Annotated in this window: 13 protein-coding genes; 6 read left to right on the forward strand and 7 right to left on the reverse strand. The window is 67.1% G+C overall.

Annotated features, from left to right (window positions below; genetic code table 11):
- Positions 1–98: 98 nt before the first annotated feature.
- From J2X50_RS02880 to J2X50_RS02890, 3 genes are all read right to left on the reverse strand, one after another.
- Positions 99–1,751, reverse strand: coding sequence for an ABC transporter substrate-binding protein (locus tag J2X50_RS02880; RefSeq protein ID WP_429091274.1), 1,653 nt, complete (start codon positions 1,749–1,751; stop codon positions 99–101).
- A 298-nt stretch (positions 1,752–2,049) separates the two neighbouring features.
- On the reverse strand, positions 2,050–6,225 hold the full coding sequence (locus J2X50_RS02885; protein ID WP_429091276.1) for a translocation/assembly module TamB domain-containing protein: 4,176 nt from the start codon (positions 6,223–6,225) through the stop codon (positions 2,050–2,052).
- Between the two features lie 9 nt (positions 6,226–6,234).
- Positions 6,235–8,169: an autotransporter assembly complex protein TamA gene (locus tag J2X50_RS02890; protein ID WP_429091278.1), complete on the reverse strand. Its 1,935-nt coding sequence runs from the start codon at positions 8,167–8,169 to the stop codon at positions 6,235–6,237.
- A 282-nt stretch (positions 8,170–8,451) separates the two neighbouring features.
- On the opposite strand from J2X50_RS02890, the gene J2X50_RS02895 reads away from it, so the two are divergent.
- From J2X50_RS02895 to J2X50_RS02920, 6 genes are all read left to right on the forward strand, one after another.
- Positions 8,452–13,911 carry an MG2 domain-containing protein gene (locus J2X50_RS02895; RefSeq protein ID WP_429091839.1) on the forward strand — a complete coding sequence of 1,820 codons (5,460 nt, stop codon included), beginning with the start codon at positions 8,452–8,454 and terminating at the stop codon, positions 13,909–13,911.
- Positions 13,912–14,138: 227 nt separating this feature from the next.
- Positions 14,139–16,241: a penicillin-binding protein 1C gene (pbpC, locus tag J2X50_RS02900; protein ID WP_429091280.1), complete on the forward strand. Its 2,103-nt coding sequence runs from the start codon at positions 14,139–14,141 to the stop codon at positions 16,239–16,241.
- 307 nt (positions 16,242–16,548) lie between these two features.
- Entirely contained in the window at positions 16,549–17,574 is a 1,026-nt protein-coding gene (locus tag J2X50_RS02905) for a sulfate ABC transporter substrate-binding protein (RefSeq protein WP_429091282.1), read from the forward strand.
- Between the two features lie 24 nt (positions 17,575–17,598).
- Complete coding sequence (cysT, locus tag J2X50_RS02910; protein WP_429091284.1) at positions 17,599–18,450, forward strand: sulfate ABC transporter permease subunit CysT; 852 nt, start codon at positions 17,599–17,601, stop codon at positions 18,448–18,450.
- Positions 18,443–19,327 carry a sulfate ABC transporter permease subunit CysW gene (cysW, locus tag J2X50_RS02915; protein WP_429091286.1) on the forward strand — a complete coding sequence of 295 codons (885 nt, stop codon included), beginning with the start codon at positions 18,443–18,445 and terminating at the stop codon, positions 19,325–19,327. Before cysT ends, cysW begins: the two co-directional genes overlap by 8 nt.
- A 13-nt stretch (positions 19,328–19,340) precedes the next feature.
- On the forward strand, positions 19,341–20,390 hold the full coding sequence (locus tag J2X50_RS02920) for a sulfate/molybdate ABC transporter ATP-binding protein (RefSeq protein ID WP_429091287.1): 1,050 nt from the start codon (positions 19,341–19,343) through the stop codon (positions 20,388–20,390).
- Positions 20,391–20,559: 169 nt separating this feature from the next.
- On the opposite strand, the gene J2X50_RS02925 is transcribed toward J2X50_RS02920, so the two are convergent.
- From J2X50_RS02925 to J2X50_RS02940, 4 genes are all read right to left on the reverse strand, one after another.
- Positions 20,560–21,171: a hypothetical protein gene (locus J2X50_RS02925; protein WP_429091288.1), complete on the reverse strand. Its 612-nt coding sequence runs from the start codon at positions 21,169–21,171 to the stop codon at positions 20,560–20,562.
- 95 nt (positions 21,172–21,266) lie between these two features.
- Entirely contained in the window at positions 21,267–21,776 is a 510-nt protein-coding gene (locus tag J2X50_RS02930) for a hypothetical protein (RefSeq protein WP_429091289.1), read from the reverse strand.
- 276 nt (positions 21,777–22,052) lie between these two features.
- Entirely contained in the window at positions 22,053–23,147 is a 1,095-nt protein-coding gene (locus J2X50_RS02935) for an amino acid ABC transporter permease (protein WP_429091291.1), read from the reverse strand.
- Position 23,148: 1 nt separating this feature from the next.
- Positions 23,149–24,297, reverse strand: a complete 1,149-nt coding sequence (locus J2X50_RS02940) for an amino acid ABC transporter permease (RefSeq protein WP_429091292.1) — start codon at positions 24,295–24,297, stop codon at positions 23,149–23,151.
- Between the last annotated feature and the right edge of the window lie 41 nt (positions 24,298–24,338).

The raw sequence follows: 24,338 nt of genomic DNA on the forward strand, positions 1-24,338 counted from the left end.
CGTCCCCTGCCTTTGCGGGTTTGGGGTCCGGTGCGGTCAGCCCGCTCGCGATGGGAGGGAGGGGTGGCGGGCACCCCTCCCCGGCTCGTGGCCTGAGGTCATGCCTCCTCGAGCCAGACCTTGCCGTAGTCGGCCTCGAAGGTCGGGTGCATGCCGTGGTTCTTCACCGCCGCCACCGAGTGGTTGTAGAGCTTGCGCCAGAACGGCTGGATGATGATGCCGGAATCCTGCAGGATCTGCTCGATGTCCTTCATCATCTCGCGGCGCTTGTCGGCGTCGGCCACCGCGAGCGCCGCGTTGAGCTTGGCGTCCCAGTCCGGGTTGGACCAGGCAGTCTCGTTCCAGGCCTCGCCGGTGCGGTAGGCGAGCGCCAGAACCTGCACGCCGAGCGGGCGCATGTTCCAGTTGGTCATCGAGAACGGGTACTTGGTCCAGTCGTTCCAGAAGGTCGAGCCCGGCAGCACCGTGCGCTTGACCTTGATGCCGGCCTCGCGCAGCTGGGCGGCGATGGCGTCGCCGGTGTTCTTGTGCCAGTCCTCGTCGACGGTGATGAGTTCGTGCTCGAAGTCGGCCTGGCCGGCCTCTTCCATCATCTTCTTGGCCGCAGCCATGTCGCGGACCTGCTTGGGCAGCTCGAAGTATTCCGGATGGATGCGGGCGACGTGGTGGTTCTCCGCCGCCTCGCCGGCATTGCCATAGCCGAGCTGCAGAACGACCGAATTGTCGACCGCCTTGTGCAGCGCCTGGCGCACCTTCTGGTCGTCATAGGGCTTGTTGGCGACGTTGGTGCGCGCCACGATCGTCGCCGCGGTCACGACCTCCGACTTCACCAGGCCGAGATCGTCGAGGATCTTGACGTAGTCGGCCGAGGTTTCGAAGTTTGTGTGGACCTCGCCGGACTCGAAGGCGCTGACCATGGCGGCCGGGTCGGTGCCGTAGTCGATCATCTCGATGCCGTCGAGATAGACCTCGCCGTTCCACCACTTGTTGTCCTCGCGGCGCTTGTAGACCACCTTCTGGCCGACGTCGTAGGAGACGAGTTCGAACGGGCCGGTGCCGATCGGGCACGACTTGAAGTCGCCGCCCTTCTCGTCGAACGTCTTGTGCACCACCAGGCCGGGATAGTCGCACAGGTTCGGGATGATCGAGATGTCGGACTTGGTCAGCTTGAGCTTGACCGTCTTGTCATCGACCTTTTCGACCGCGCCTTCACGCAGCTTGCCGGTCTTGTCGTCGAACAGCGTGCCCAGGCGGCCGGGCATCGAGTTGCCCTCGGCGCTCTTGTCAGCCCAGCGGGTGAAATTGAAGATCACGTCGTCGGCGGTGAACGGGTCGCCGTTGTTCCAGGTCACGCCCGGGCGCACGTGCAGGAGGTATTCGGTGGCGTCGTCGTTCACTTCCCAGCTTTCGAGCAGGTAGGGCTCGAAGGTGTATTTGGCGGTGTACTTGACCAGCGGCTCGAGCGCCTGGCGCTCGGCATTGGCGATCTCGGACCAGTCGGCCTTGCGCGGGTCCTTGGGATCCTTGATCCACTGCGCGACCTTGAGGATGCCGCCCTTCTTGGCTTCCTGAGCCCGCGCCTCGGTCGGCGCGGCAAGGCCGATCATGCCATAGGCCATGGCGGCCGAGGCGCCGAAGGTCGTTGCCATCGCGAGAAACTCGCGGCGGTCCATCTTGCCGTCGATGACGTCCCGCGCCAGCTCACGGATGTGGCCGGGGACAAGATCAGAGTTGCTTTTGTAGAATGCCATTTGCTTCTCCCATTGTATTGGCCTGTTGGCTACCATTCCGCATCCAACTGCCGTTGTCAAAAACGTGTGGATGTCGTTGTTCCCGGATCAACTTTGCAATTTTGGGAGTGGAGCAGTTCGCGCGATAACGACAGGATTGGCGCAAAAATGGTAATGCGCGCCGGATTCCAGGGAAACTTCACCGATGTCACATATGGCAACGAGACCACCTTCCGCGACAGGGCTGTGGTCGGCGTAGGATGATGTCAGCAGAGTGTAAGAATTCCTCTGACAAGCCGGTTTTCCGACCCCGGAAGGATCAGTACTCGCGCTCGTAGAAGATGCCGCCCTTGGCCTCGCCGTCATCCGACGCCTGGCCGCGCAGCTTGACTCCGCGGCCGATGGTCAGGTCGATGGTGGCCTTGCCCGAGCCGGGCTTGTCGCCCTTCTCGATGGTCATGTAGGTCCGGTCGTTGAGATACTTGCCCACAGCCACCGAGGTGTCGCCCTTCTCGTTGGTCCTGACGTCGAGATCGTCGACGCCGAGCGTGGCACGCAGGCTGGAGAGCAGCGAGGTGGAGCCGCCGATGCCGGCCATGGTCGCGGCAGCGTCGGCGAGCTGGGCGATCTGCAGCGGCGACAGGTTCGACATCGACCGGCCGAAGATCAGCCGCGCCAGAACCTCGTCCTCGGGCAGTGCCGGCACCGACGAGAAGGTGAACTTCGGATTGTTGGCCTGGCCGCTGATGCCGACCGTCACCGTGGCGTCGGTGGCCGTCGTTTCGGCGGCAAAGTCGATGGTGGGCACCAGCGAGCCGGCGAAGCCGACGGAGCCGCGGGTGAAGTTGAGGCGCTTGCCTAGGATCGACAAGCGGCCCCGCCTGAGATCGAACTTGCCCACCGCCTGAGGCGAGGCCGACGATCCGGTCAGGCGCAGCGAGCCGCCGAGTTCGGCGTCGAGGCCGCGGCCCTGCACGAAGATCTGATTGGGCGCATTGACCGTGACGTCGAGGGTGAGCGCGCCGCTGCCGCCGCTCGCCTTGGCCGGCGGGCGCATCGCCTCCTGCTGGGCGACGACGGCCTTGGGGGCGTTCTTGTGCTTGACGTCGACGGCGGTCAGCGAACCGGGAATCTTCTCGGGGATGCTGATGACCGTGCGCGCGAGGTTGATCGTCCCGCTCAGCACCGGCGCCGAGGCCAGCGGTCCCTTGACGGCGATGTCGCCGCCGAGATTGGCGGTGACGACGCGGCCGTCGGTGTAGCGGCCGTCGGTCAGCTTGACGGAGATGTCGGCCGGCAGCCCCTTCGCCGCATCGATGCCCACCGTGCCGCTGGCCGACAGCGAGCCGCCGGTCGACAGCGAGCCGGTGAGCCGGTTGATGGTGGCCACGCCGGAGGCGATGCCGATGTCGAGGGCGATGTCGTTGATGGCGAGCCCCATCTGCGCCGCGACCAGGCGCGCGCCGGTGGAGCGGACGCTGCCGCCGATGACGGGCGACGTGGCCGGCCCGCGCACCTGCACGTTGACGTCGGCCGTGCCGGTCAGCGCCATGCCCTGCGCCGCGAGCGTGCCGGTGAGGAAGGCAAACGGCACGGGTCCCGAGAAATTCAGGTCGAGCGCGACGGGCTTGTTGGTGACGACCGTGCCCCCGCCCTTCAGCGCCAGGCCCGAGCCGTCGCCGATGGTCGACTGGAAGGCGAGCTTGCCGCCGGCGAAGGTTCCGGTCGAACCGATGTTCATGGCGCCGAAACCGGCGCCGCGGGTCTGGGAGGTGGCCGCGTCCGCGACCTTGAGGTCGTAGCCGACGGTCGGGTTGGACGCGGCACCGGAAACCTTGACCGTGCCGGAGATCGAGCCGGCGGCATCGAGGCCCGGCGCGAACGAGTTGGCCAGCGACGCGGGCACGTTGGCAAGCGCGACGTTGAGGTTGAGCGCGGAACCGGCGGTGCCGGAGACGGTTGCCGTGCCGCCGCCGAGGTTGAGGGCCAGGCGGTCGAGCGTCGTCGTGCCGCCGGCGATCGCCACGGTGGTCGGCCGGGCGATGGCGGCGCGGATGCCGCGCACGATCGCCTCGCCCGAGGCAAGCTCGATGGTGGTCGTGCCGCCGCCGACCTTGAGGCGGCCTACGGCCTTGGCCGGAATGTCGGCGACGGTCGCGCCGCCGGAGAAGCCGGTCCACTCGCCGTCGCGCTTGAGATCGACGCCGATGCCGGAAATGACGGTCTTGCCCGAGGTGACCGACTTGGCCTTGACCCTTCCCGAGATGGCGGGCGCCTCGAGGTAATTCAGCACATCGGCGCTGACGGCGACCGAGTTGGCGGCGAGGTCGCCGCGCCTGAGCTGCGCCGTATCCAGCGCGACCTTGACCTGCGGGACGTCGCCGCTGCGGGTGAAGTCGATCCTGCCGCGGATATCGCCCTCGGCCTTCTCCAGGGCGAGTGCGGCCAGAGGGCCGATGTCGGGCATGTCGATGTCGATGCTGCCGATCGGCACGAAGCCCTTGTCGAGCACGAGGTCGCCCGACAGCCTGTTCTGGCCGAGCGACAGCGACAGGCCCTTTATCTGGCTCGAACCGTCGGCGGTGGCGAGCACGGCGCTGCCCTGGAGCCTCTGGCCGGCGACGTCGCCCGAAAGCGCGACATTGGCGGCGGGATTGGCCGGGTCGACCTTGCCGGTGGCGGTCAGGTTGAGTCCGGTGATCTCGCGCGCGGCCGCCTCGATGCGGTCGCTGGTGACGGTCAGCGACACGTCGGGCGCGGTGCGCGCGCCCTTGGCGGTGACGGCGAAATCGATGGCGCCCTTGGCGTCCTTCGACAGCAGCGAGACGTCGGCGAAGGCGCCCTTGAGATCGGCGTCGATCTCGCTGCCCTTCATCCGTGCGGTGCCCTGGGCCTTGAGCGCGCCGGAAGTCAGCTCGATGGCATTGGCGGCGAAGCTGCCTTCGGCGTCGCGGCTCGCGGTGGCCGACAGCTGCACCCGCTCGGCAAGTGCGATGCGGACGCCGGCGGGCAGCGCGTTCGAAGCGACGTCGGCATTCAGGCCCAGCGTCAGCGCCAGGTCGGCCAGCGCCAGGCGGGCATTCATCTCGCCGTTGAGCGCGTCGCTGCGGACTGTACCGCGGTCGACGACCACCGCGTCCTTGTTGATGGAACCGGCCATGTCGACCGAGACGCGGCCGGCGACGAGCGGCGCCAGCGTGGCGATGTCGGTCTTGAGTTCGGCCACGCCGAGCTTGATCGATACCGGGCCGCTGCGGTCGGCGATGTCGAAGCCGTCGGACTGGGCCGAGGCGGCGATGTCGCGCAGCTCGGTGTTGCCGGCGATGACCGAAAGCAGCGAGGCGCTGAAATCGACGGCCGGCGCCTTGCCGTCGCCGAGCGCGCGCAGGCTGGCCGCGTTGATGGCGACGGTGACCGGCTGGGCGTCGCTGCCGAGGCTGAGCACGATCGGCCCGTCATTGGCCTTGACGTCGAGCGCGAGGTCGGCAGCACCTTGCGGATCGAGCGAGCCGGTGGCGGTGGCGGTCAGCGCGCCGCTGGCGATGGTGGCACGCTCGATGTCGAGGCCGCCGGTGGCGGTGCGGGTGCCGGCGATGTCGAAGCTGGTGCTGCCGGCAAGCAGCGACTTGAGGGCCGCGGGCAGGAAATCCTCGAAGGCGCCGTCGCCGATGGCGGTGACGACGTTGCCCTGGTCGGTGAGCCGGTGCGTGCCGGAGACGCGGGTGACGACGTTGCCGTCGACGGCGAACGTGCCGTTGCCGCTCCAGTCGGCCAGGGGCCCCTCGCCCGCGACGACCAGTTCGACCGCCGGCTGGTTGGGCAGCTTGAGGATGTTGGCGATGATGCCGCCGGCCGGCTCGGCGGCGCGGACGTTCAGCGTCAGCCGGTTCTCCTCGGGCGCAAACGCGATGTCGGCATCGACGCTGCCCTGCCTGCCGTCGCTGCGCGCGACATTGAGCCTGGTCTCGACCGCGAGCGGCGAACCGCCGGCGCGCAACATGCCCTTGGCCGAAAGCTCGGCGATGCCCACGCCGGCAAGCTCCTCGCCGAGCGCGATCTCGGGCAGGTCGACCTGCCTGATGTCGAGCGCCACCGGCAGGGCGAAGCCGCCGCTTTCGCTCTTCGCCTGCTGCGTGCCCGGCCTGGGCAGGCGCGCGGCCTCGATCCGCTCCGCCGCGATCCGGTCGGCGCGGAAGGTGAACGACAGCAGCGCCAGCGGCGACCAGTCGACCGAAACCCTGCGCAGGGCGAGCCATGCGCCCTCCTTGTCCTCGATCACGACGTTGTCGAGGCGGAGATTGCCCGACCAGATGCCGCTCAGTCCGCTCAGCTTGATCTTCTGGTCGTCGCTGGAGGCGACGCTGGAGATCAGCCCGGCGAGGTTTTCACGTCCCTTGGCGGTGAGCGTGAGGACCGCCGCCGCGCCGATGGCCAAGGCCAGCACGACGAGGACGGCGATGCGGAGGAAGCGCAGGATGATCTTCAGCATGGCCATTGAGCGAGCCTAGAACGACTGGCCGACGCCGGCATAGATGCCGTAGCTCGGATCGCCGGGGCCGGGGTTGAGCGGAACCGCGACGTCGACGCGCAGCGGGCCGAACGGCGTGAGGTAGCGCACGCCGATTCCGGCGCCGACCTTCATGGCCGAGAAATTCGGGAACTGGCTGGTCGAAACCGTGCCGGCGTCGATGAAGGGCACGATGCCGAACTTGTCGTTGACGGCATAACGCATCTCCACCGAGGTCTCGGCATAGGACAGGCCGCCGGTGGGCTGGTCGCCCGACTTGGGGCCGATGCCCTGGTAGGCGTAGCCACGCACAGAGCCGCCGCCGCCGGAATAGAAGCGCCGGTCGGCAGGCACATCCTCGAGGCTGGCGCCGAGGATCGACCCCATGGCGACGCGGCCGGCGAGCACGAAGCGGTTGTCGGCGCCGAGGCCGTAATAGGCCGAGCCCTCGCCCTTGAGCTTGACGAAGGCCTTGCCATTGAGCGTGTCGTAGGTGGGCTCGACATAGGCGAGCGCGCGGAAGCCGCGGGTCGGGTTCAGCTTGTCGTCGCGGCTGTCGTAGACATATTGCAGCGGCAGGCTGACCAGGAGGTAGCGCTTGCCGTCGGGATTGAGCGCGTCCTCGATGTCGGAATAGTCGACCGCGACCTCGGCCGACACCGTCTGCTGCTTGGTCAGCTCGTAGGAGACGCCGGCGCCGCCCTTGACCGAGAAGCGGTCGTAGGCGTCGGGATGCTCGAACACCACCTTGGCGTTGGCGAAGAACTTCGACGCCGGGCCGAGCACGCCCGGCTTCTCGAACATGATGCCGGCATTGTAGTTGAGCTGGCCGAGTTCGGTGGTGTCGCCGATGCGGCTGATGGCGCCGCCGATGCGCAGCTTCTCGGCGCGCCCGAACAGGTTGCGATGGCCCCAGTAGCCTTCGATGCCGGCGCCCTCGGTGTTGGAGAAGGTGGCGCCGGCGCCGAAATAGCGCATCTTGCGCTCGCTGACGCGGACGTCGATGGGGATCTGGCCGGCAGGATCGAGCGCCGCCGCCTCGCTGATCGAGACGCTGGAGAAGACGTCGAGCGCCAGAAGACGGTCGCGCGCGTCGTCGATTTCCTTGGGCGAGTAGCGGCGGCCGCGCTCCAGCCCGGTCATGTAGACGGTGAAGTCGCGGTCGACGGCTTCGGTGCCCTCCACGGAGGTGTCGCCGTAGCCGGCGATGGGGCCCGCCTCGACGCCGAGCGTGACGTCGAGCGTGGTGGTGGCGTGGTCGGCGACGATGGCGCGGTCGGTGACGCGCGCCAGCGGCCGGCCTTCCTCCTTCAGCGCCCGCACGATCTCGGCCTCGGCCTTGAGGATGGCGTCGGACGAGGCGTCGCCGCCGGCGATCAGGCCGAAATCGGCGCCGCGGATGCCGGCCGCGTCGCCCTTGAGCACGATGTCGCCCAGAGTGAACTGCGATCCGGGCTGGATGCGGACGGTCACCGGGACGGGCTGGGGCCCGTCGAACACGGCGTCGGGCTCGAGCTCGTCGAGCGGCCTGCCGGCGATCGCAATCTCGACGACGCCATCGTAGCGCGCCCTGGAGAAGAGTGCGGCGATCAGCCGTTCGCGGTCGCTGCGCGCCTTGGCGAGCAGGCCGAGCGAACCGGAGACCGGACGCTCCTCCTCGCTCTTGAGCAAGGAGACGTTCTCGAGCGCTTCGCGCAGGTCGTCGTCGTCGCCGGCGACCTCGAAGGTGACGGCATAGTCGAGCGGATCGACGATGTCGGCGTCCTCGTCCTTGCTCGATCCCCAAAGCTTGATGCCGAAGATTTCGAGCGCCGACGCCTGGCGCGCTTCGGCGGCGAGAATCGTGGTGGACAACAGCGCCGCCATCGCCGCGCGCCAAAGCACGCGGGCGCGGGCAGGACCATCGATTCCACGCTTACGCCGCACAAACATCAAGCCAACGTAACCTTCAAATCTAAAATTGGAATGAAGTTTCTGTGCATTCGTAAAGCAGACACAATAGAGGCGTGAGATTCCAGTGGGCGAAAGGTCGAGCCCCGCGATAGGGATTCGGCAGTACATCTGGGCAACCGCATGGTGGGGGCAATACCATGCATGGCTTCCAAGACAAGCGACAACCTTGGCGAGCACTCGCATGCAGGCTTCCGTATTGCCTGTAGGGAGGCTAGCCTGAATGCGACTTGAACGGCGACGAGCCTGTCGGAGGGACTGATGATGCGTGCGGCGCGTGTTTTTCCGGTTTTCGTTCTTTTCCTGCTCGGCTGGACGCTCAGTGCGGCGGCGCTCGAGGCCCGGCGCGTGGTGACCACCGACAACAGCGACTATTTCGGCTTCGACCTGAGGTCGGAGCAGAACGTGACGCTCGACCAGTGCCAGACCTCCTGCCTGGGCGATTCGGTCTGCCGCGCCTTCACCTACAACACCAAGGCCAAATGGTGCTTCCTCAAGTCCGACTTCGCGACCATCAAGCCGTTCAGCGGCGCGGTCGCCGGCAAGGTGGTGCCGGTGAGCGGCGATCCGGACATCGGCGCGCCGGCCGAACTGTCGTTCTTTCCCGCCGCGTTCGTGGAGGAAGCCCGCAAGTTTCGCGCCGAGGTCACCGGCGGCCAGATCGACGGCAGCGAAGGCCTGGCGGGCCTGGTGGATACCGGCGAGGCGGCCATCCAGGGCGGCGACGGCCGCGCGGCCAGCCAGAAGTTCCGCGCCGCGCTGAAAATCCTGCCCGACGACACCGCGATCTGGAACCGGCTGGCCAATGCCGTGCTGCTGATCCAGCCCAATGACGGCAACGAGACGGCCAACCAGCAGCGCGACGCCACCGCCAGCGCCTACAACGCCTACCTGCTGTCGCGCACCGCCAAGGTGCGTGCCGAGAGCCTGACGCTCATCGCCCGCGCTTTCGACAAGCGCGACATGTTCCGCCCGGCGCTGCAGGCCTACGAGGCCAGCCTGGCGCTCGACAACTCGGCCTCGGTGCGCGCCGAATACGAAGACCTCAAGGCCCGCAAGGGCTTCCGTGTCGTCGACCACTCGATCGACGCCGACACCACCTCGCCGCGCGTCTGCGCCCAGTTCTCCGAGGCGCTGGTCAAGGCCGGGGTCGACTACACCCCCTTCGTGACCGTCGACGATGCCGCCCCGAAGGCCGTCGAGGCCAAGGACCAGCAGATCTGCGTCGAGGGGCTGGAGCACGGCAAGCACTATCGCGTCACCTTCCGCCCCGGCCTGCCGGCGGCGATCGGCGAGGTGCTGGAGGCGCCGGTGGTGCTCAGCGTCTACATCCAGGATCGGGCGCAGTCGGCCCGCTTCACCGGCGACAGCTTCGTGCTGCCGTCGACCGCGCGCCGCGGCATCCCGGTGGTCACGGTCAACATGGACGCGGCGGCGATGAAGCTCTACCGCATCGGCGACCGCTCGCTGGCGCAGCTGCTCTCCGGCTACCAGTTCCTGCGCCAGCTCGACAGCTATGACCTGTCGAGCATCTCCGACCAGATGGGCGAACCCATCTGGGAGGGCCAGCTGGTCATCGCCAACGAGCTCAACAAGGAAGTGACGACCTCCTTCCCCGTCGACGAGGCGCTGCCCAGCCGCAAGCCGGGCGTCTATGTGCTGACCGCCCAGCCGCTCGACGACAGGAGCGAGGAGTGGGCGACCAAGGCGACGCAATGGTTCGTGGTCTCCGACATCGGGCTTTCGACCTATACCGGCCAGGACGGGCTCAACGTCTTCGCCCGCTCGCTGGCGACCGCAAAGCCCATCGCCGACACCGAAGTGACCCTGCTCGCCCGCAACAACGAGGTCCTCGGCACCGCCAGGACCGACGCCGAGGGCCGCGCCACCTTCAATCCCGGCCTGACCCGCGGCGACTCGGGCCTTGCGCCGGCGGTGCTGATGGCGGGCAACGGGGGCGACGACTTCGTCTTCCTCGACATGACCAGGGCCGGCTTCGACCTGTCCGACCGCGGCGTGACCGGCCGCGCCGCACCCGGCGCGCTCGACGTCTATGCCTGGACCGAGCGCGGCATCTACCGCGTCGGCGAGACGGTGCATGCGGCGGCCCTTGCCCGCGACGACGCGGCCCGCGCCAACGACCTGCCGCTGACCTTCATCTTCACCCGTCCCGACGGCGTCGAGGACCGGCGCATCGTCAGCCAGGGCGGCAATGCCGGCGGCCACGCCGTCGACCTGCCCCTGTCCAGCGCCGCCATGCGCGGCACCTGGAGCCTCGGCATCTACACCGATCCCAAGCAGCCGGCGGTCGCCAGCCAGATGTTCCTGGTCGAGGACTTCGTTCCCGACCGCATCGAGTTCGACCTCACCGCCGACCGCAAGGAGGTCGCGGTGGGCGAGACCGCCACCGCCACCGTCGACGGACGCTTCCTCTATGGCGCACCGGCCGCGGGGCTGGCGATCGAGGGCGAGGTGACGCTGTCGACCAAGCGCGAATGGGACGCCTTCAAGGGCTACTATTTCGGCCTCGCCGACGAACAGGAAGGCGAAGCGACCCGCATTCCGCTGACCGGCCTGCCCGTGGTCGGCGACGACGGCAAGGCGACCTTCCCCGTCGAGATCGGCTCGGTGCCCTCGACCACGCGCCTGGTCAACGCGGCGCTGACGCTGCGCATGCGCGAGACCGGCGGCCGCGCCGTCGAGGAGCGGCTCGACATCGGCATCCTGCCGCAAGGCACGATGATCGGCATCCGCCCCGACTTCTCCGGCGAGGAGGTACCGCAGGGCGGCACAGCCAAGTTCAGCCTGATCGCGGCACAGCCCGACGGCAGGCGTGCCGAGCTCAAGGGCGCGCAGTGGTCGCTGGTCAAGGTCGAGCGGAACTACCAGTGGTACCGCTCGGGCAGTTCCTGGAACTACGAGCCGGTGACCTTCACCAAGTCGATTGCGACCGGCCAGGTGGACCTCGACGCCAACGGCGAGCCGAGCGTTTCGCTGCCGGTCGACTGGGGCCGCTACCGCCTGGAGGTTGAAACCGCCGACCCGGCCGGACCGGCCTCGAGCTACGAGTTCGATGCCGGCTGGTACGTGGCCGCGACCTCGACCGAAACGCCCGACGGCCTCGAAGTGGCGCTCGACAAGGAGACCTATGCCGCCGGCGAGGTGGCCAAGCTGAAGGTTTCGCCGCGCTTCGCCGGCGAGCTTCTGGTCACCATCGGCGCCGAGAAGCTGATCAGGACCGTCACCGCCAGCGTGCCGGCCGACGGCGCCACCATCGACATCCCGGTCGGCGACGACTGGGGCGCCGGCGCCTATGTGACGGCCACGCTCTACCGGCCCGGCGAGGCGCAGGAATCGCGCATGCCGGCCCGCGCCATCGGCCTGAAATGGCTGGCGGTCGACCCCGCCGACAAGAAGCTCGGCGTGGCACTCACGCTTCCCGAGAAGACCGAGCCGCGCAAGACGCTGTCGATCCCGGTCGCCGTGACCGGGGCGAAGGCCGGCGACAAGGCCTATGTGATGGTCGCCGCCGTCGACGTCGGCATCCTCAACCTCACCAACTACCGCGCGCCCGACCCCGAGGACTGGTATTTCGGCCAGCGCATGATGGGGCTCGAGATCCGCGACCTCTACGGCCGGCTGATCGACGGCTCGCTGGGGGCGATGGGCAAGCTGCGCACCGGCGGCGACGGCGCCTCCATGACCTCGCAGGGCAGCCCGCCCAAGGAGAAGCTGGTCGCCTTCTTCTCCGGCGTCGTCGAGCTCGATGCAGACGGCAAGGCCACCGTCGACTTCGACATTCCGCAGTTCAACGGCACGGTGCGCGTGATGAGCGTGGCCTGGACCAAGGATGCCGTGGGACGCGCCGTGGGCGACGTTATCGTGCGCGACCCGATCGTGCTGACCGCCGGCATGCCGCGCTTCATGGCGCCCGGCGATTTCGCCGAGATGACGCTAGACATCGCCAACACCGATGCTCCGTCAGGCGACTACACGCTGTCGGTCGACACCACCGGCGATCTTTCTACCGGCGATGCCGCCCTGACGCAGAAGCTTGCGCTGGAGCCCGGCAAGCGCCAGACGGTGAAAATCCCGCTGATGCCGGTGACGGCGGGCACGGCAGGCTTGACGATCCGCCTCGCCAATGCCGAGGGCCTGACGGTCGAGCAGGAGCTTTCCATCCCCGTGCGGCCCGGCCAGTTGCCGGTGACCACGCGCATGGTCGTCGACCTCAAGCCCAACGTCGCGCTGCGCATCGACAGGGAGCTGCTCGCGGCGAGCCTGCTGCAGGACGCCCATGTCAGCATCGGCGTGTCGCAGTCCTCGGCCTTCGACGTGCCGTCGCTCTTGATGACGCTCGACCGCTATCCCTATGGCTGCGCCGAGCAGACGACCAGCCGGGCCTTGCCGCTGCTCTATCTCAGCGAGCTCAGCGGCGACTACGGCATGGCCGACGATCCGGAGCTGCGCGAGCGCATCCAGGGCGCGATCTACCGCGTGCTCAACTACCAGGCTTCGGCGGGCAGCTTCGGCCTGTGGGGGCCGGGCTCCGGCGACCTCTGGCTCGACGCCTATGTCTCCGACTTCCTGACAAGGGCGCGTGAAAAGGGCTTCGAGGTGCCGCAGCAGGCGATGATGCAGGCGCTCAACAACCTGCAGAACTCGATCGGCTACGACGTCGACGTCGAGGACCGCGGCTCGGAGATCGCCTATGCGCTCTACGTGCTGGCGCGCAACAAGCAGGCCTCGGTGGGCGACCTGCGCTACTTTGCCGACACCAAGCTCGAGGCCTTCACCAGCCCGATGGCGGTGGCCCAGCTGGGCGCGAGCCTCGCGCTCTATGGCGACGCCCAGCGCTCCGAGCAGACCTTCGAAGCCGCGCTGCAGCTTGCCAAGGCCGCGACCGACTACGACTGGTACCGCTCGGACTACGGTTCGCGCCTGCGCGACGGCGCTGCCATGCTGGCGCTGGCCGCCGAGAGCAAGCCGATGCCCTCGGTGGTGCCGGAGCTGGTCAAGATGGTGGCGGCCGATCGCATCACCGCGAACTGGACCAGCACCCAGGACGATGCCTGGATGCTGCTTGCGGCACGCGCGCTCAAGGCCGGCAACGAGGCGATCTCGCTCGACGTCAACGGTACGGCGCGCAGCGGCGCCTATTCGGAGCGGGTCAGCGGGGCGGACCTTTTGGTCAACCCGATCGTGGTGTCGAACACCGGCAAGGATACGCTGCAGGCGGTGGTGACGACGGTGGCGCCGCCGGTGCAGCCGCTGCCCGCGGGCGGTGACGGCTTCACCATCGAGCGCACCTACTACCGGCTCGACGGCAGCGAGGCCAACGTGACGGAGGTGAAGCAGAACGAGCGCTTCGTCGTGGTGCTCAAGATCAGCGAGCTCAACGACTGGCCCTCGCGCATCGTCGTCGCCGACATGTTGCCCGCCGGCTTCGAGATCGACAATCCGGGGCTGGTCAACAGCGCCAACCTGTCGAACTTCCCGTGGCTGACACAGACGGAGGCAGCACATCTCGAATTCCGCAACGACCGCTTCGTCGCCGCCATGGACAGCGGCGAAGGCGCCGACCAGGAATTCACGCTGGCCTATGTCGTCCGCGCGGTGACGCCGGGCGTCTATGCCCACCCGGCGGCGAATGTCGAGGACATGTACCGTCCGCAATATTCGGCCCGCACGGCCACCGGCATGATGGAGGTGAAGGCGGAGTGATCCGCCTTCGGAGTGCGAAGGTGAGCGCCCTTGTACCCCCACCCCTGACCCCTCCCCACAAGGGGGAGGGAGACAACTTCACCGATGCTGCCATGCGGTCCAGCGGTGGTTGGGGTGCGACGACGTTGCCACAAGATTCCCCTCCCCCTTGTGGGGAGGGGTCGGGGGTGGGGGTAACTCCACAAGCGAGCACCTTGCCTCTTGCACAGAACAGATGAGGGGCGACTATGCGCCCGACCGGAAAGACGTTGCGTAGACTGCTGCTGGCCGGTGCCGTGACAACCGGCCTGGCTGTGCTGGCCGTCGGCGGCCTTGTCGTGCTCGACCGGGCCTTCCCCCCGCCCCTGCCCGAAAAGCTCGTCGTTTCGGCCGAGGTGGTCGACCGCGAAGGCCAGCTGTTGCGCGCCTATGCGACGCCGTCCGGGCATTGGCGTCTCGGCGTCGGCCTCGACGACGTCGACCCGCAGCTGGTGAAGATGCTGGTCGCCTATGAGGACAAGCGCTTCTGGGAGCATGAGGGCGTCGATTTCCTGGCACTCGGCCGCGCCGCCTGGCAGTTCGCCAGCAACGGCAGGATCGTCTCCGGCGGTTCGACGCTGTCGATGCAGCTGGCGCGGCTGATCGAGCCGCGCGCCGAACGCAGCTTCGGCTCCAAGCTCAGGCAGCTTGCCCGCGCCGTGCAGATCGAGCGACGGCTGTCGAAAGAGCAAATCCTAGAACGCTATCTCACGCTCGCTCCCTATGGCGGCAACCTGGAAGGCGTGCGCGCCGCTGCGCTCGCCTATTTCGGCAAGGAGCCGAAGCGCCTGACCGTGTCCGAGGCGGCGCTCCTGGTGGCGCTGCCGCAACTGCCGGAGCGGCGCCGGCCCGACAGGAACCCGAACAACGCCCAGGTGGCGCGCGACCGGGTGCTGGGGCGGATGGTGACGGCGGGGCTGCTCGGCGAGGCCGAGGCGGCGCGCGCCGCACTCGAGGACGTCGGCACCACGCGGCTCGCGCTGCCCGCCATGGCGCCGCACGCAGCCGACCTGGCGTTGCGCAATGCGCCCGGCATCGCCAGGCACCGGCTCACCTTGCGCAAAGGCGTGCAGGCCGGGCTGGAGGCCGTGGCGCGCGAGGCAGGACAGCGGCTCGGGCCGCGCATATCGGTTGCCCTGGTGATGGCCGACGCCATGACCGGCGAGATCCTCGGCGAGGTCGGCTCGGCCGACTATCTCGATGCGTCCCGATCCGGCTGGATCGACATGACCCGGACGGTGCGCTCGCCCGGCTCGACGCTGAAGCCCTTCATCTACGGGCTCGCCTTCGAACAGGGGCTGGTGGCGCAGGAAACGCTGATCGAGGACCGGCCGGCCGATTTCGCCGGCTACCGGCCGAAGAATTTCGACATGAGCTACCAGGGCGACGTGTCGGTGCGCCAGGCGCTGCAGCTGTCGCTCAACGTGCCGGCCATCCGCCTGCTCGACGCCGTCGGGCCGCAGCGGCTGACGGCGCGCTTCCGCCAGGCCGGCGTGACGCCTTCGCTGCCGCCGGGCGAGGTGCCGGGGCTCGCCATCGGGCTGGGCGGCGTCGGCGTTTCGCTGCGCGACCTGGTACAACTCTATACCGGGCTCGCCAATGGCGGCCGCGCCAAGGTCTTGCGTGACGGCACCGAGCCTTCCACGCCCGCACCGCTCGCCAACGGCACGATCCTGGAGGAACAGGCGGCCTGGCAGGTGGCCGACATCCTTGCCGGCGTGCGCGCGCCCGAAGGGGCGGCCAAGCGCAGCATCGCCTACAAGACCGGCACCTCCTACGGCTACCGCGACGCCTGGTCGGTCGGCTACGACGGCCGCTACGTGCTGGGCGTATGGGCCGGACGCGCCGATGCGGGCGCGGTGCCCGGCCTGTCCGGCTACGTCTCGGCGGCGCCGATCCTGTTCGAGGGTTTTGCCCGTTCGGGCCTGCCGGCGATGCCGCTGCCGCAGGCGCCCGCAGGTGCCCTGCGCCTGGCCCGTGCCGACCTGCCGGTGACGCTCGAACGCTTCTCCTCGGCCGGCCAGCTGCCGACGGTCGTCACCGCCGCCGTCACCGAGCCGGCGCCGCAGATCGTCTTCCCGCCCGACGGCGCCAGGGTCGAGCTCGGCGCGACGAGCGGCGGCACGAGCCCGCTGGTGCTCAAGCTGCAGGGCGGCCGCGCGCCGTTCCGCTGGCTCGCCAACGGCAAGCCGCTGGACGCCGTCGAACGCCGGCGCGAGGCCACCTGGCAGCCCGACGGCGCGGGCTATTCGACGCTGACCGTGATCGATGCGGCAGGGCGGGCTGCGAGCGTGCGGGTGTTCGTGGAGTAGATCGATCCATGCCGTGACGGCTGCACCAATGCCCGTGCAGAATATTTCGACTGGCCGCAAATTCCGTGGGGCTGCAACCAAGCTCATCCCCGACCGCGGCCCCTTGCCCGCCCCAACAACTCCGCTAGCTGTCATGGCCTGTGGCGAATCGTTGCTCCGCCGACCAGGACTTTTTGGGCGAGCAAAAAAATTTCGCGACCGGTCCCGGTGTGGCCGAAAATTGCCCCGCGGCGGCAAAATTCGGAACGTTCGCCGCATCTAATTTCTACCAGTTCGATAGACTATGCCTATTCGAACGGAGGCGGAAATGACCACTTCACGCAGAACGCTGCTCCTCTCGGCGCTGGTCGCCGGGGCCGTGCAACTCGGCGGCCTGAGCGCTGCCCATGCCGAGACGACGCTGCTCAACGTCTCCTACGATCCCACCCGCGAGCTCTACAAGGACTACAACGAGGCCTTTGCCAAGCACTGGAAGGCCGAGACCGGCGAGACGGTGACCATCCAGCAGTCGCATGGCGGCTCGGGCAAGCAGGCGCGTGCGGTGATAGACGGCCTCGACGCCGACGTCGTCACGCTGGCACTCGAAAGCGACATCAACGCGATCGTCGAGAAATCCAAGACGATCAATCCCGACTGGCGCGGCAGGCTGCCCAACAATTCCTCGCCCTACACCTCGACCATCATCTTCCTCGTCCGCAAGGGCAACCCCAAGGGCATCAAGGACTGGGGCGACCTGGTGAAGGAAGGCGTGCAGGTGATCACGCCCAACCCCAAGACTTCCGGCGGTGCGCGCTGGAACTACCTCGCCGCCTGGGCCTGGGCCAACGGCCGGTTCGGCGGCGACGAGGGCAAGATCAAGCAGTATGTCGGCAACCTCTACGCCCACGTGCCGGTGCTCGACACCGGTGCGCGCGGCTCGACGGTGACCTTCGCCGAGCGCGGCCTGGGCGACGTGCTGCTGGCCTGGGAGAACGAGGCCTATCTCGCCCTCGACGAATTCGGCGCCGACAATTTCGACATCGTCATCCCGCCCTCGTCGATCCTGGCCGAGCCGCCGGTTGCCGTGGTCGACGCCAATGTCGACGCCAAGGGCTCGCGCAAGGTGGCCGAGGCCTATCTCAACTACCTCTATTCGGCGGAAGGCCAGACGATCATCGCCAAGCACCACTACCGGCCGTCCAAGCCGGAGCTGGTTCCGGTCGACGTGGAGAAGCTTCCCGAACTCAAGCTGGTGACCATCGACGATCCGATCTTCGGCGGCTGGGCAAAAGCGCAGCCCTATCATTTCGGAGATGGTGGTATATTCGACCAGATCTACAAGCCAGCGCAGTAAGCCAGCAGGGAAGTTCCAAACGACATGAGTTCAGCACCCGCTACGGCGGGGTGGCGGTTCAGACAGCCGAGCGTCATTCCAGGCTTTGGATTGACGCTCGGCTTCTCGCTTGCCTACCTCACCCTCATCATCCTCATCCCGCTGGCGGCTCTCGTATGGCGCTCGGCGGCGCTCGGCTGGAGCGACTTCCTCGCCATTGCCACGGACCGGCGCACGCTCAAGGCGCTCGAGATCAGCTTCGGCACCGCTTTCATCGCAGCACTGGTCAATGTCGTGTTCGGCACGCTGGTCGCCTGGGTGCTGGTGCGCTACCGCTTTCCCGGGCGCCGCGTCGTCGACGCCATGGTCGACCTGCCCTTCGCGCTGCCGACCGCGGTGGCCGGCATTGCGCTGACCACGCTCTATTCGACGCAAGGCTGGATCGGCCGCCTGCTCGAACCCCTGGGCATCAAGGTCGCCTACACCCCGCTCGGCATCGTCATCGCGCTGATCTTCATCGGCCTGCCCTTCGTCGTGCGCACCGTGCAGCCGATCATCGAGGAGATCGACAAGGAGGTCGAGGAAGCGGCCGCCACGCTCGGCGCAAACCGCTTCCAGACGATCACCAGGGTGCTGTTCCCGGGGCTGGCGCCGGCCGTCACCACCGGCTTCGCGCTCGCCTTCGCCCGCGGCGTCGGCGAATACGGCTCGGTCATCTTCATCGCCGGCAACCTGCCCTACGTGTCGGAGATCACGCCGCTGCTGATCATCATCCGGCTGGAGGAATACGACTACGCCGCAGCCACGGCGATCGCCGCGATCATGCTGCTGCTGTCCTTCAGCCTGCTCTTCGTCATCAACCTCATCCAGGCGTGGACCCGCAAGCGTTATGGCTGATCCGGACCTTTACCCCGCAGACCAACTGCACGAGCACGTCTCGCTCGCCACCAGCGAAGCGCCGGCAGCACGCCTCCTGCTGATGGCGACGGCCTTCGCCTTCCTCGGCATCTTCCTGGTGGTACCGCTGATCGTGGTCTTCGAGCAGGCCTTCGCCAAGGGCATCGGCGCCTTCCTCGCAGCCGTCAACGAACCTGACACGATCGCCGCGATCAAGCTGACGCTCCTGGTGGCGGCGATCTCGGTGCCGCTCAACCTCGTCTTCGGCGTCGCCGCCGCCTGGGCCATCGCCAAGTTCGAATTCAAGGGAAAGGCCTTCCTCATCACCTTGATCGACCTGCCCTTTTCGGTGTCGCCGGTGATCTCGGGCCTGGTCTATGTGCTGCTGTTCGGCGCATCGAGCCTGCTCGGGCCGTGGCTCAAGGCGCAGGGCATCGTCATCCTGTTCGCGGTCCCCGGCATCGTGCTCGCCACGATCTTCGTGACCTTCCCCTTCGTCGCGCGCGAACTGATCCCGCTGATGCAGGAACAGGGTACTGGCGACGAGGAAGCCGCCCTTTCGCTCGGCGCCAACGGCTGGCAGACCTTCTGGCACGTGACGCTGCCCAACATCAAATGGGGCCTGTTCTACGGCGTGCTGCTCTGCAACGCCCGCGCCATGGGCGAATTCGGCGCCGTATCGGTGGTCTCGGGCCACATCAGGGGCCAGACCAACACCATGCCGCTGCAGGTCGAAATCCTCTACAATGAGTACAATGCCGTGGGCGCCTTCGCCGTCGCATCCGTTCTCGCCGGCCTGGCACTGGTGACGCTCGTGCTGAAAACCATACTTGAAATGCGCTACGGCGCCGAACTTGCCGCTACGCGCGGACATTGACCGAGGTTGATTTATGGATGTTCGCGTTGCCAATGTGCGCAAGGAATTCGACCGGTTTCCGGCGCTGCGCGATGTTTCGCTCGACATACGCTCCGGCGAGCTGATCGCGCTGCTCGGGCCCTCCGGCTCGGGCAAGACGACGCTGCTGCGCCTGATCGCGGGGCTGGAGCGGCCGACCCGGGGCACCATCTTCTTCGGCGACGAAGATGCCTCGAACAGGACGATCCAGGAGCGCAATGTCGGGTTCGTGTTCCAGCACTACGCCCTGTTCCGCCACATGACGGTCGCCGACAACATCGGCTTCGGCCTCAAGGTGCGGCCGGGCGGCAAGCGTCCGCCCAAGGCTGAAATCCGCCGCCGCGCCTCGGAACTGCTCGACCTGGTGCAGCTCTCGGGCCTCGAAAAGCGCTATCCGGCGCAATTGTCGGGCGGCCAGCGGCAGCGCGTGGCGCTGGCCCGCGCCATGGCGATCGAGCCGCGGGTGCTTCTGCTCGACGAGCCGTTCGGCGCGCTCGACGCGCAGGTCAGGCGCGAACTCCGGCGCTGGCTGCGCGAGATCCACGACGCCACCGGCCACACCACCGTGTTCGTGACCCACGACCAGGAGGAGGCGCTCGAACTCGCCGACCGCGTGGTGGTGATGAGCCAGGGCCGCATCGAGCAGGTCGGCACCGCCGACGAGGTCTACGACCAGCCCAACTCGCCCTTCGTCTACGGCTTCATCGGCGAATCGAGCTCGCTGCCGGTGAAGGTCGAGGACGGCCATGTCTGGATCTCCGACCGGCCGATCGGGCTTGCGACGCCCGACCTGCCGAATGGCGAGGCGACGCTCTATTTCCGCCCGCACCATGTCGAGCTGCTCGACGAATGCAACGGCTGCATCGCCGGCACGGTGGCGTCGAGCCGCCGCGTCGCCGGCACGCGCCGCGTCGAACTCGAGATCGGCGGCGGCCGCGAGCGCGTCGAGATCGAGCTGCCGGTCGGCCATCCGGCCGCCCACAAGAGCCGGGTCGCGTTCAGGCCGAAGCGGTGGAAGGTGTTTCCGAAGAATTCGGAGGGCTGAGGGGCAGCGGCCCCTTGCGAGGCCAGAAAGCGACGGCCCTGCAGTCGGGGACGGGTAAGCCTAGGACATATCCATCTGGCCGGCAGGTGCGAGGGCCGTCGCCGGCTGAACGATACGATCATCCCTTCCCGGCCGCAACGGAAAACCAAGAATACCCGGTCGAGCGCCGCTACTGCTTTACTTGGCCACTGAAATCCTCGCGCGGTGTAACCCAAAGCGACTTCGCTGGGCTGTTCTTTAGGTCGGTTGGGGTGGGCAACTTCAGAAGTGTATAGCCAGAAGTTTCGAACGCTTTAGTCACGTCCGTTGGCGAAGTATTCAGTTTTGCGGCTATTTCCGCTGCGAAATTCGAATTCTCTGGCGAGATTTCCAGGCGGTAGGCCTCCGGAGTTGCTGGAAGGAAGTCCGCCCACGCTACCGCGTTGCGCGTATTGAGGATGGAAGTCACTGCGTCTTGCGCAGAAGCAAAATCACTACGGGCAAGGCTCGAAACCTGTGCGATTTGCGATGTGAGGTTCCCGTTCTCCGCAGCAAGTTTCCGGTTTTCGTCCTGAAGCTTGGCAACTGTTGCTTTTAGGTCTCCCCACTCGATGGCGAAAGTCGTCCATTTGGGGGACAAGATCATGACCGCTCCTATCAAACCGAACGAGACGGTTGCCCAGCTGATTGCTTGTTTGACCCACCCCGTCCGAACGGAAACGAAGACGATCGCTAATCCGCCAAGTATGCATGCTGCCAGCGCGACCGGCAGCAACCACTCTCCCAATAGTTCCGGTGTCATTCACTACCCCTCCTGCCGTATTGAAAGCACAGGTAAGCCCCCATGGCGCCAACTGACAAGCAGCAGCGCTTCGTCGCCTACCTCCTTGCCGCCAATCAATCAGCTCGACGCATGTACCTTGCATAGACGCCTAGACTGGTCCCGCGGCCAGAGACGACGACGCGTGTACCTGGGGTGAGGCTGTCCCTGAAGTCACTCGGAACGCCGCAAGCGCTATCGAAGAGGAGCGGCAGCCCCTGCAGCTCCACCTGCGAACGACAGCCTTTGGGTCCGAAGCTGTCAGCGCGTTCTACAGTGAACTGCAGCTCAGTCTCTCCGCCAGCAACAAGGGCAATTGCCATCGGGCCGGTAACGTCAACGATGTTCTTGCCGGTCATAAAACCCAAAAGCAGCACGCCAAGAGCAGCACCAAACTTGCTGAGGTCACTGCGCGAAGGCCAATCGTCGGCGCTCCATACCGACCAAAGCCACAGCATCACGGTTCCTAGACCGGCAACAAGTCCAGGGCCGCGTGTTGTGGATGCCCATTCGGTCGATGGCACGAAGCCGCCGCCGAACATCTGGGCAAGCATGGGCAACAGGCCGAGCAATATCCAAGCGATCATCAAGAACTTGGCTAATCTACCAAGCGCCCCCCTTGCCGCAGACACACGCGCCCCTTTTGAAAGACAATCAAACCCTGTTGCAGGAAATCAAACATGTCTCGTGGCGGCAATAGGCCGGGTGCTGGGCGCAAGCGTGGTACACCGAACAAAGTTCCAGTAGAGCGCCACAATAACCTAGCTTAGACCGACGATGCGCATGGACACACGGTTCTGAGCCCCTCGGATGCCAAGGGAACTCCGGGTCAGAACCGCTGCTGGGCACTCGCGCGCACCCCCCTACCGGTACGACGTGTTGAAGTGCCTTTCGAGGAAGCGGCTGTAGGCACCCATCACGGCGCTGAACAGGAAGTAGACGGCTGCGGCGAAGACATAGCCTTCGAGCACGGCGATGCCCTGCCATTCGGGGTCGCGCAGCGCCGTGCGCACGGTGTCGAGGAAGTCGAGCAGGCCGATGATCGTCACCAGCGTGGTGTCCTGGAAGAAGGCGATGAACAGGCCGACCAGCGCCGGGATCACCTTCTTCAGCGCCTGCGGCAGCACGATCTTGAACATCACCAGCCAGTAGTGCAGCCCGAGCGAGCGGCCGGCCTCGAACTGGCCCTTGGGCACGTCCTGCAGGCCGCCGCGCACCACCTCGGCGATATACGCCGCGGCAAACAGGATGATCGCCACCTGGGCGCGCAAGAGCTTGTCGATGGTGACCCCGTCGGGCATGAACAGCGGCAGCATCACCGCCGCCATGAACAGGATGCTGATCAGCGGCACGCCGCGCACGATCTCGATGAAGCCCGTGCCGAGCACGCGGATGACGGGCAGCTCCGAGGCGCGCGCCAGCGCAAGCCCGATGCCGAGCGGCAGCGCAAACGCCAGGCCGACGAAGGACAGCGTGAACGACAGCGGCAGGCCGCCCCATTTCGACGTCGGCACGGGCGTGAGGCCGAAGACGCCGCCGGCCATCAGCCCGTAGAGCAGCGGCAGGATGACGAGCGCCCAGGCGAGCAGCAGGCCCCTGCCCCACAGCCGCGGAACCATGGACAGCGCACAGCTGCCGATGAACAGGATGAGTGCTGCGAGCGGCCGCCACTGCTCCTCGAACGGATAGAAGCCGAACAGCATGTAGCGCAGCTTGCCGGCGAGGAACGGCCAGCAGGCGCCCGAGCTCTGCTTGCAGTCTTCGGAACCGCCGTCGAACACGGCGTCGACGAACAGCCAGCCTATGGCGAGCTTGGCCAAGAGCAGGATGACCGCGCCGGAAACCAGCGTGACGACGGCATTGCCCGGCGTGCCGAAATAGGCTTCGCGCCAGCGTGACCGACGCGGCGGCCGGGCGACCTTCTCCGCAGCCGTGGGGAGTGCCTGGACATCGGTCATGTCAGCGCTCCTTCAGCGCGACACGCGCGTTGTACCAGTTCATGAACACCGAGATCAGCACCGACAGGCCGAGATAGACGCCCATGAAGATGGCGATGGTCTCGATGGCCTGGCCGGTCTGGTTCATGACCGTGTTCGACACCATCACCAGGTCGGGATAGCCGATGGCGATGGCGAGCGAGCTGTTCTTGAAGACGCTGAGGTAGTTGTTGGTGAGCGGCGGCACGATGACCCTGAGCGCCTGCGGCAGCACGACCAGCCGCAGCGCCAGCGAGCGCGACAGGCCGAGCGCCATCGCCGCCTCCCACTGCCCCCGGTTCACCGCCTGGATGCCGCCGCGGACGATTTCGGCGACGCTGGCCGACAGGTTGAGCGCCAGGCCGAACAGCAGGGCGACGAATTCGGGACGAATGTGCAGTCCGCCGGTAAGCCGGAACCGCCCGAGTTCCGGCGCCTCCCAGGTGACCGCGACCTGGCCGCTGGCCCAGACGGCAACGATGGGCAGGAGGAACAGCGTTGCGGCCATGGCCCAACCCGAGCCACCCCGGCCACTGGCGATGCGCCGCCGGCGCGCGATCGCGTGCGCGATGAAGGCTGCCGCCACACCGACCGCCACGGCGCCCAGCAGCGCGTAGAAGCCGCTCTGCCACTGGATGGCCGGAACGGCGAGGCCGCTGTTGGACAGGAAGAAGCCGGGCAGGAACTGGATCGCCTGCTTGACCGGCGGAAACACCAGGATGATCAACGAGTACCACAGCAAAAGGTAGAGCAGCAGCGGCACGTTGCGCAGCACCTCGACATAGGCGAGCATGAGGCGGCCGAGCAGCGGATTGGTCGACAGCCGGCCGATGCCGACGAACAGGCCGATGACCGTGCCGAACAGCACGGCCAGGAACGACACCTTCACCGTGTTGGCGATGCCGACCAGGATGGCGCGCCCGACGCTGTCGGTCGACTGGAAGGCGATCGCCGTCTCGCTGATCTCGAAGCCCGCCTGCCGCGACAGGAAGCCGAAGCCGGTGGCGATGTCCTGCTTGGCGAGATTGGCGCTCGCGGTGCCGTACATCGCCCATCCGGCGAGCAGCACGGCGGAAATCGCGACGAATTGATAGAAGGCGGCGCGGAATCGCGCGTCGTTCAGGAAAATCATGGGCGCGCCGAGCAGGTGGACCGGAAAAGGAAAGGTCCGCG

It is taken from the genome of Aminobacter sp. BE322, assembly GCF_050433525.1.
Lineage (GTDB): Bacteria > Pseudomonadota > Alphaproteobacteria > Rhizobiales > Rhizobiaceae > Aminobacter.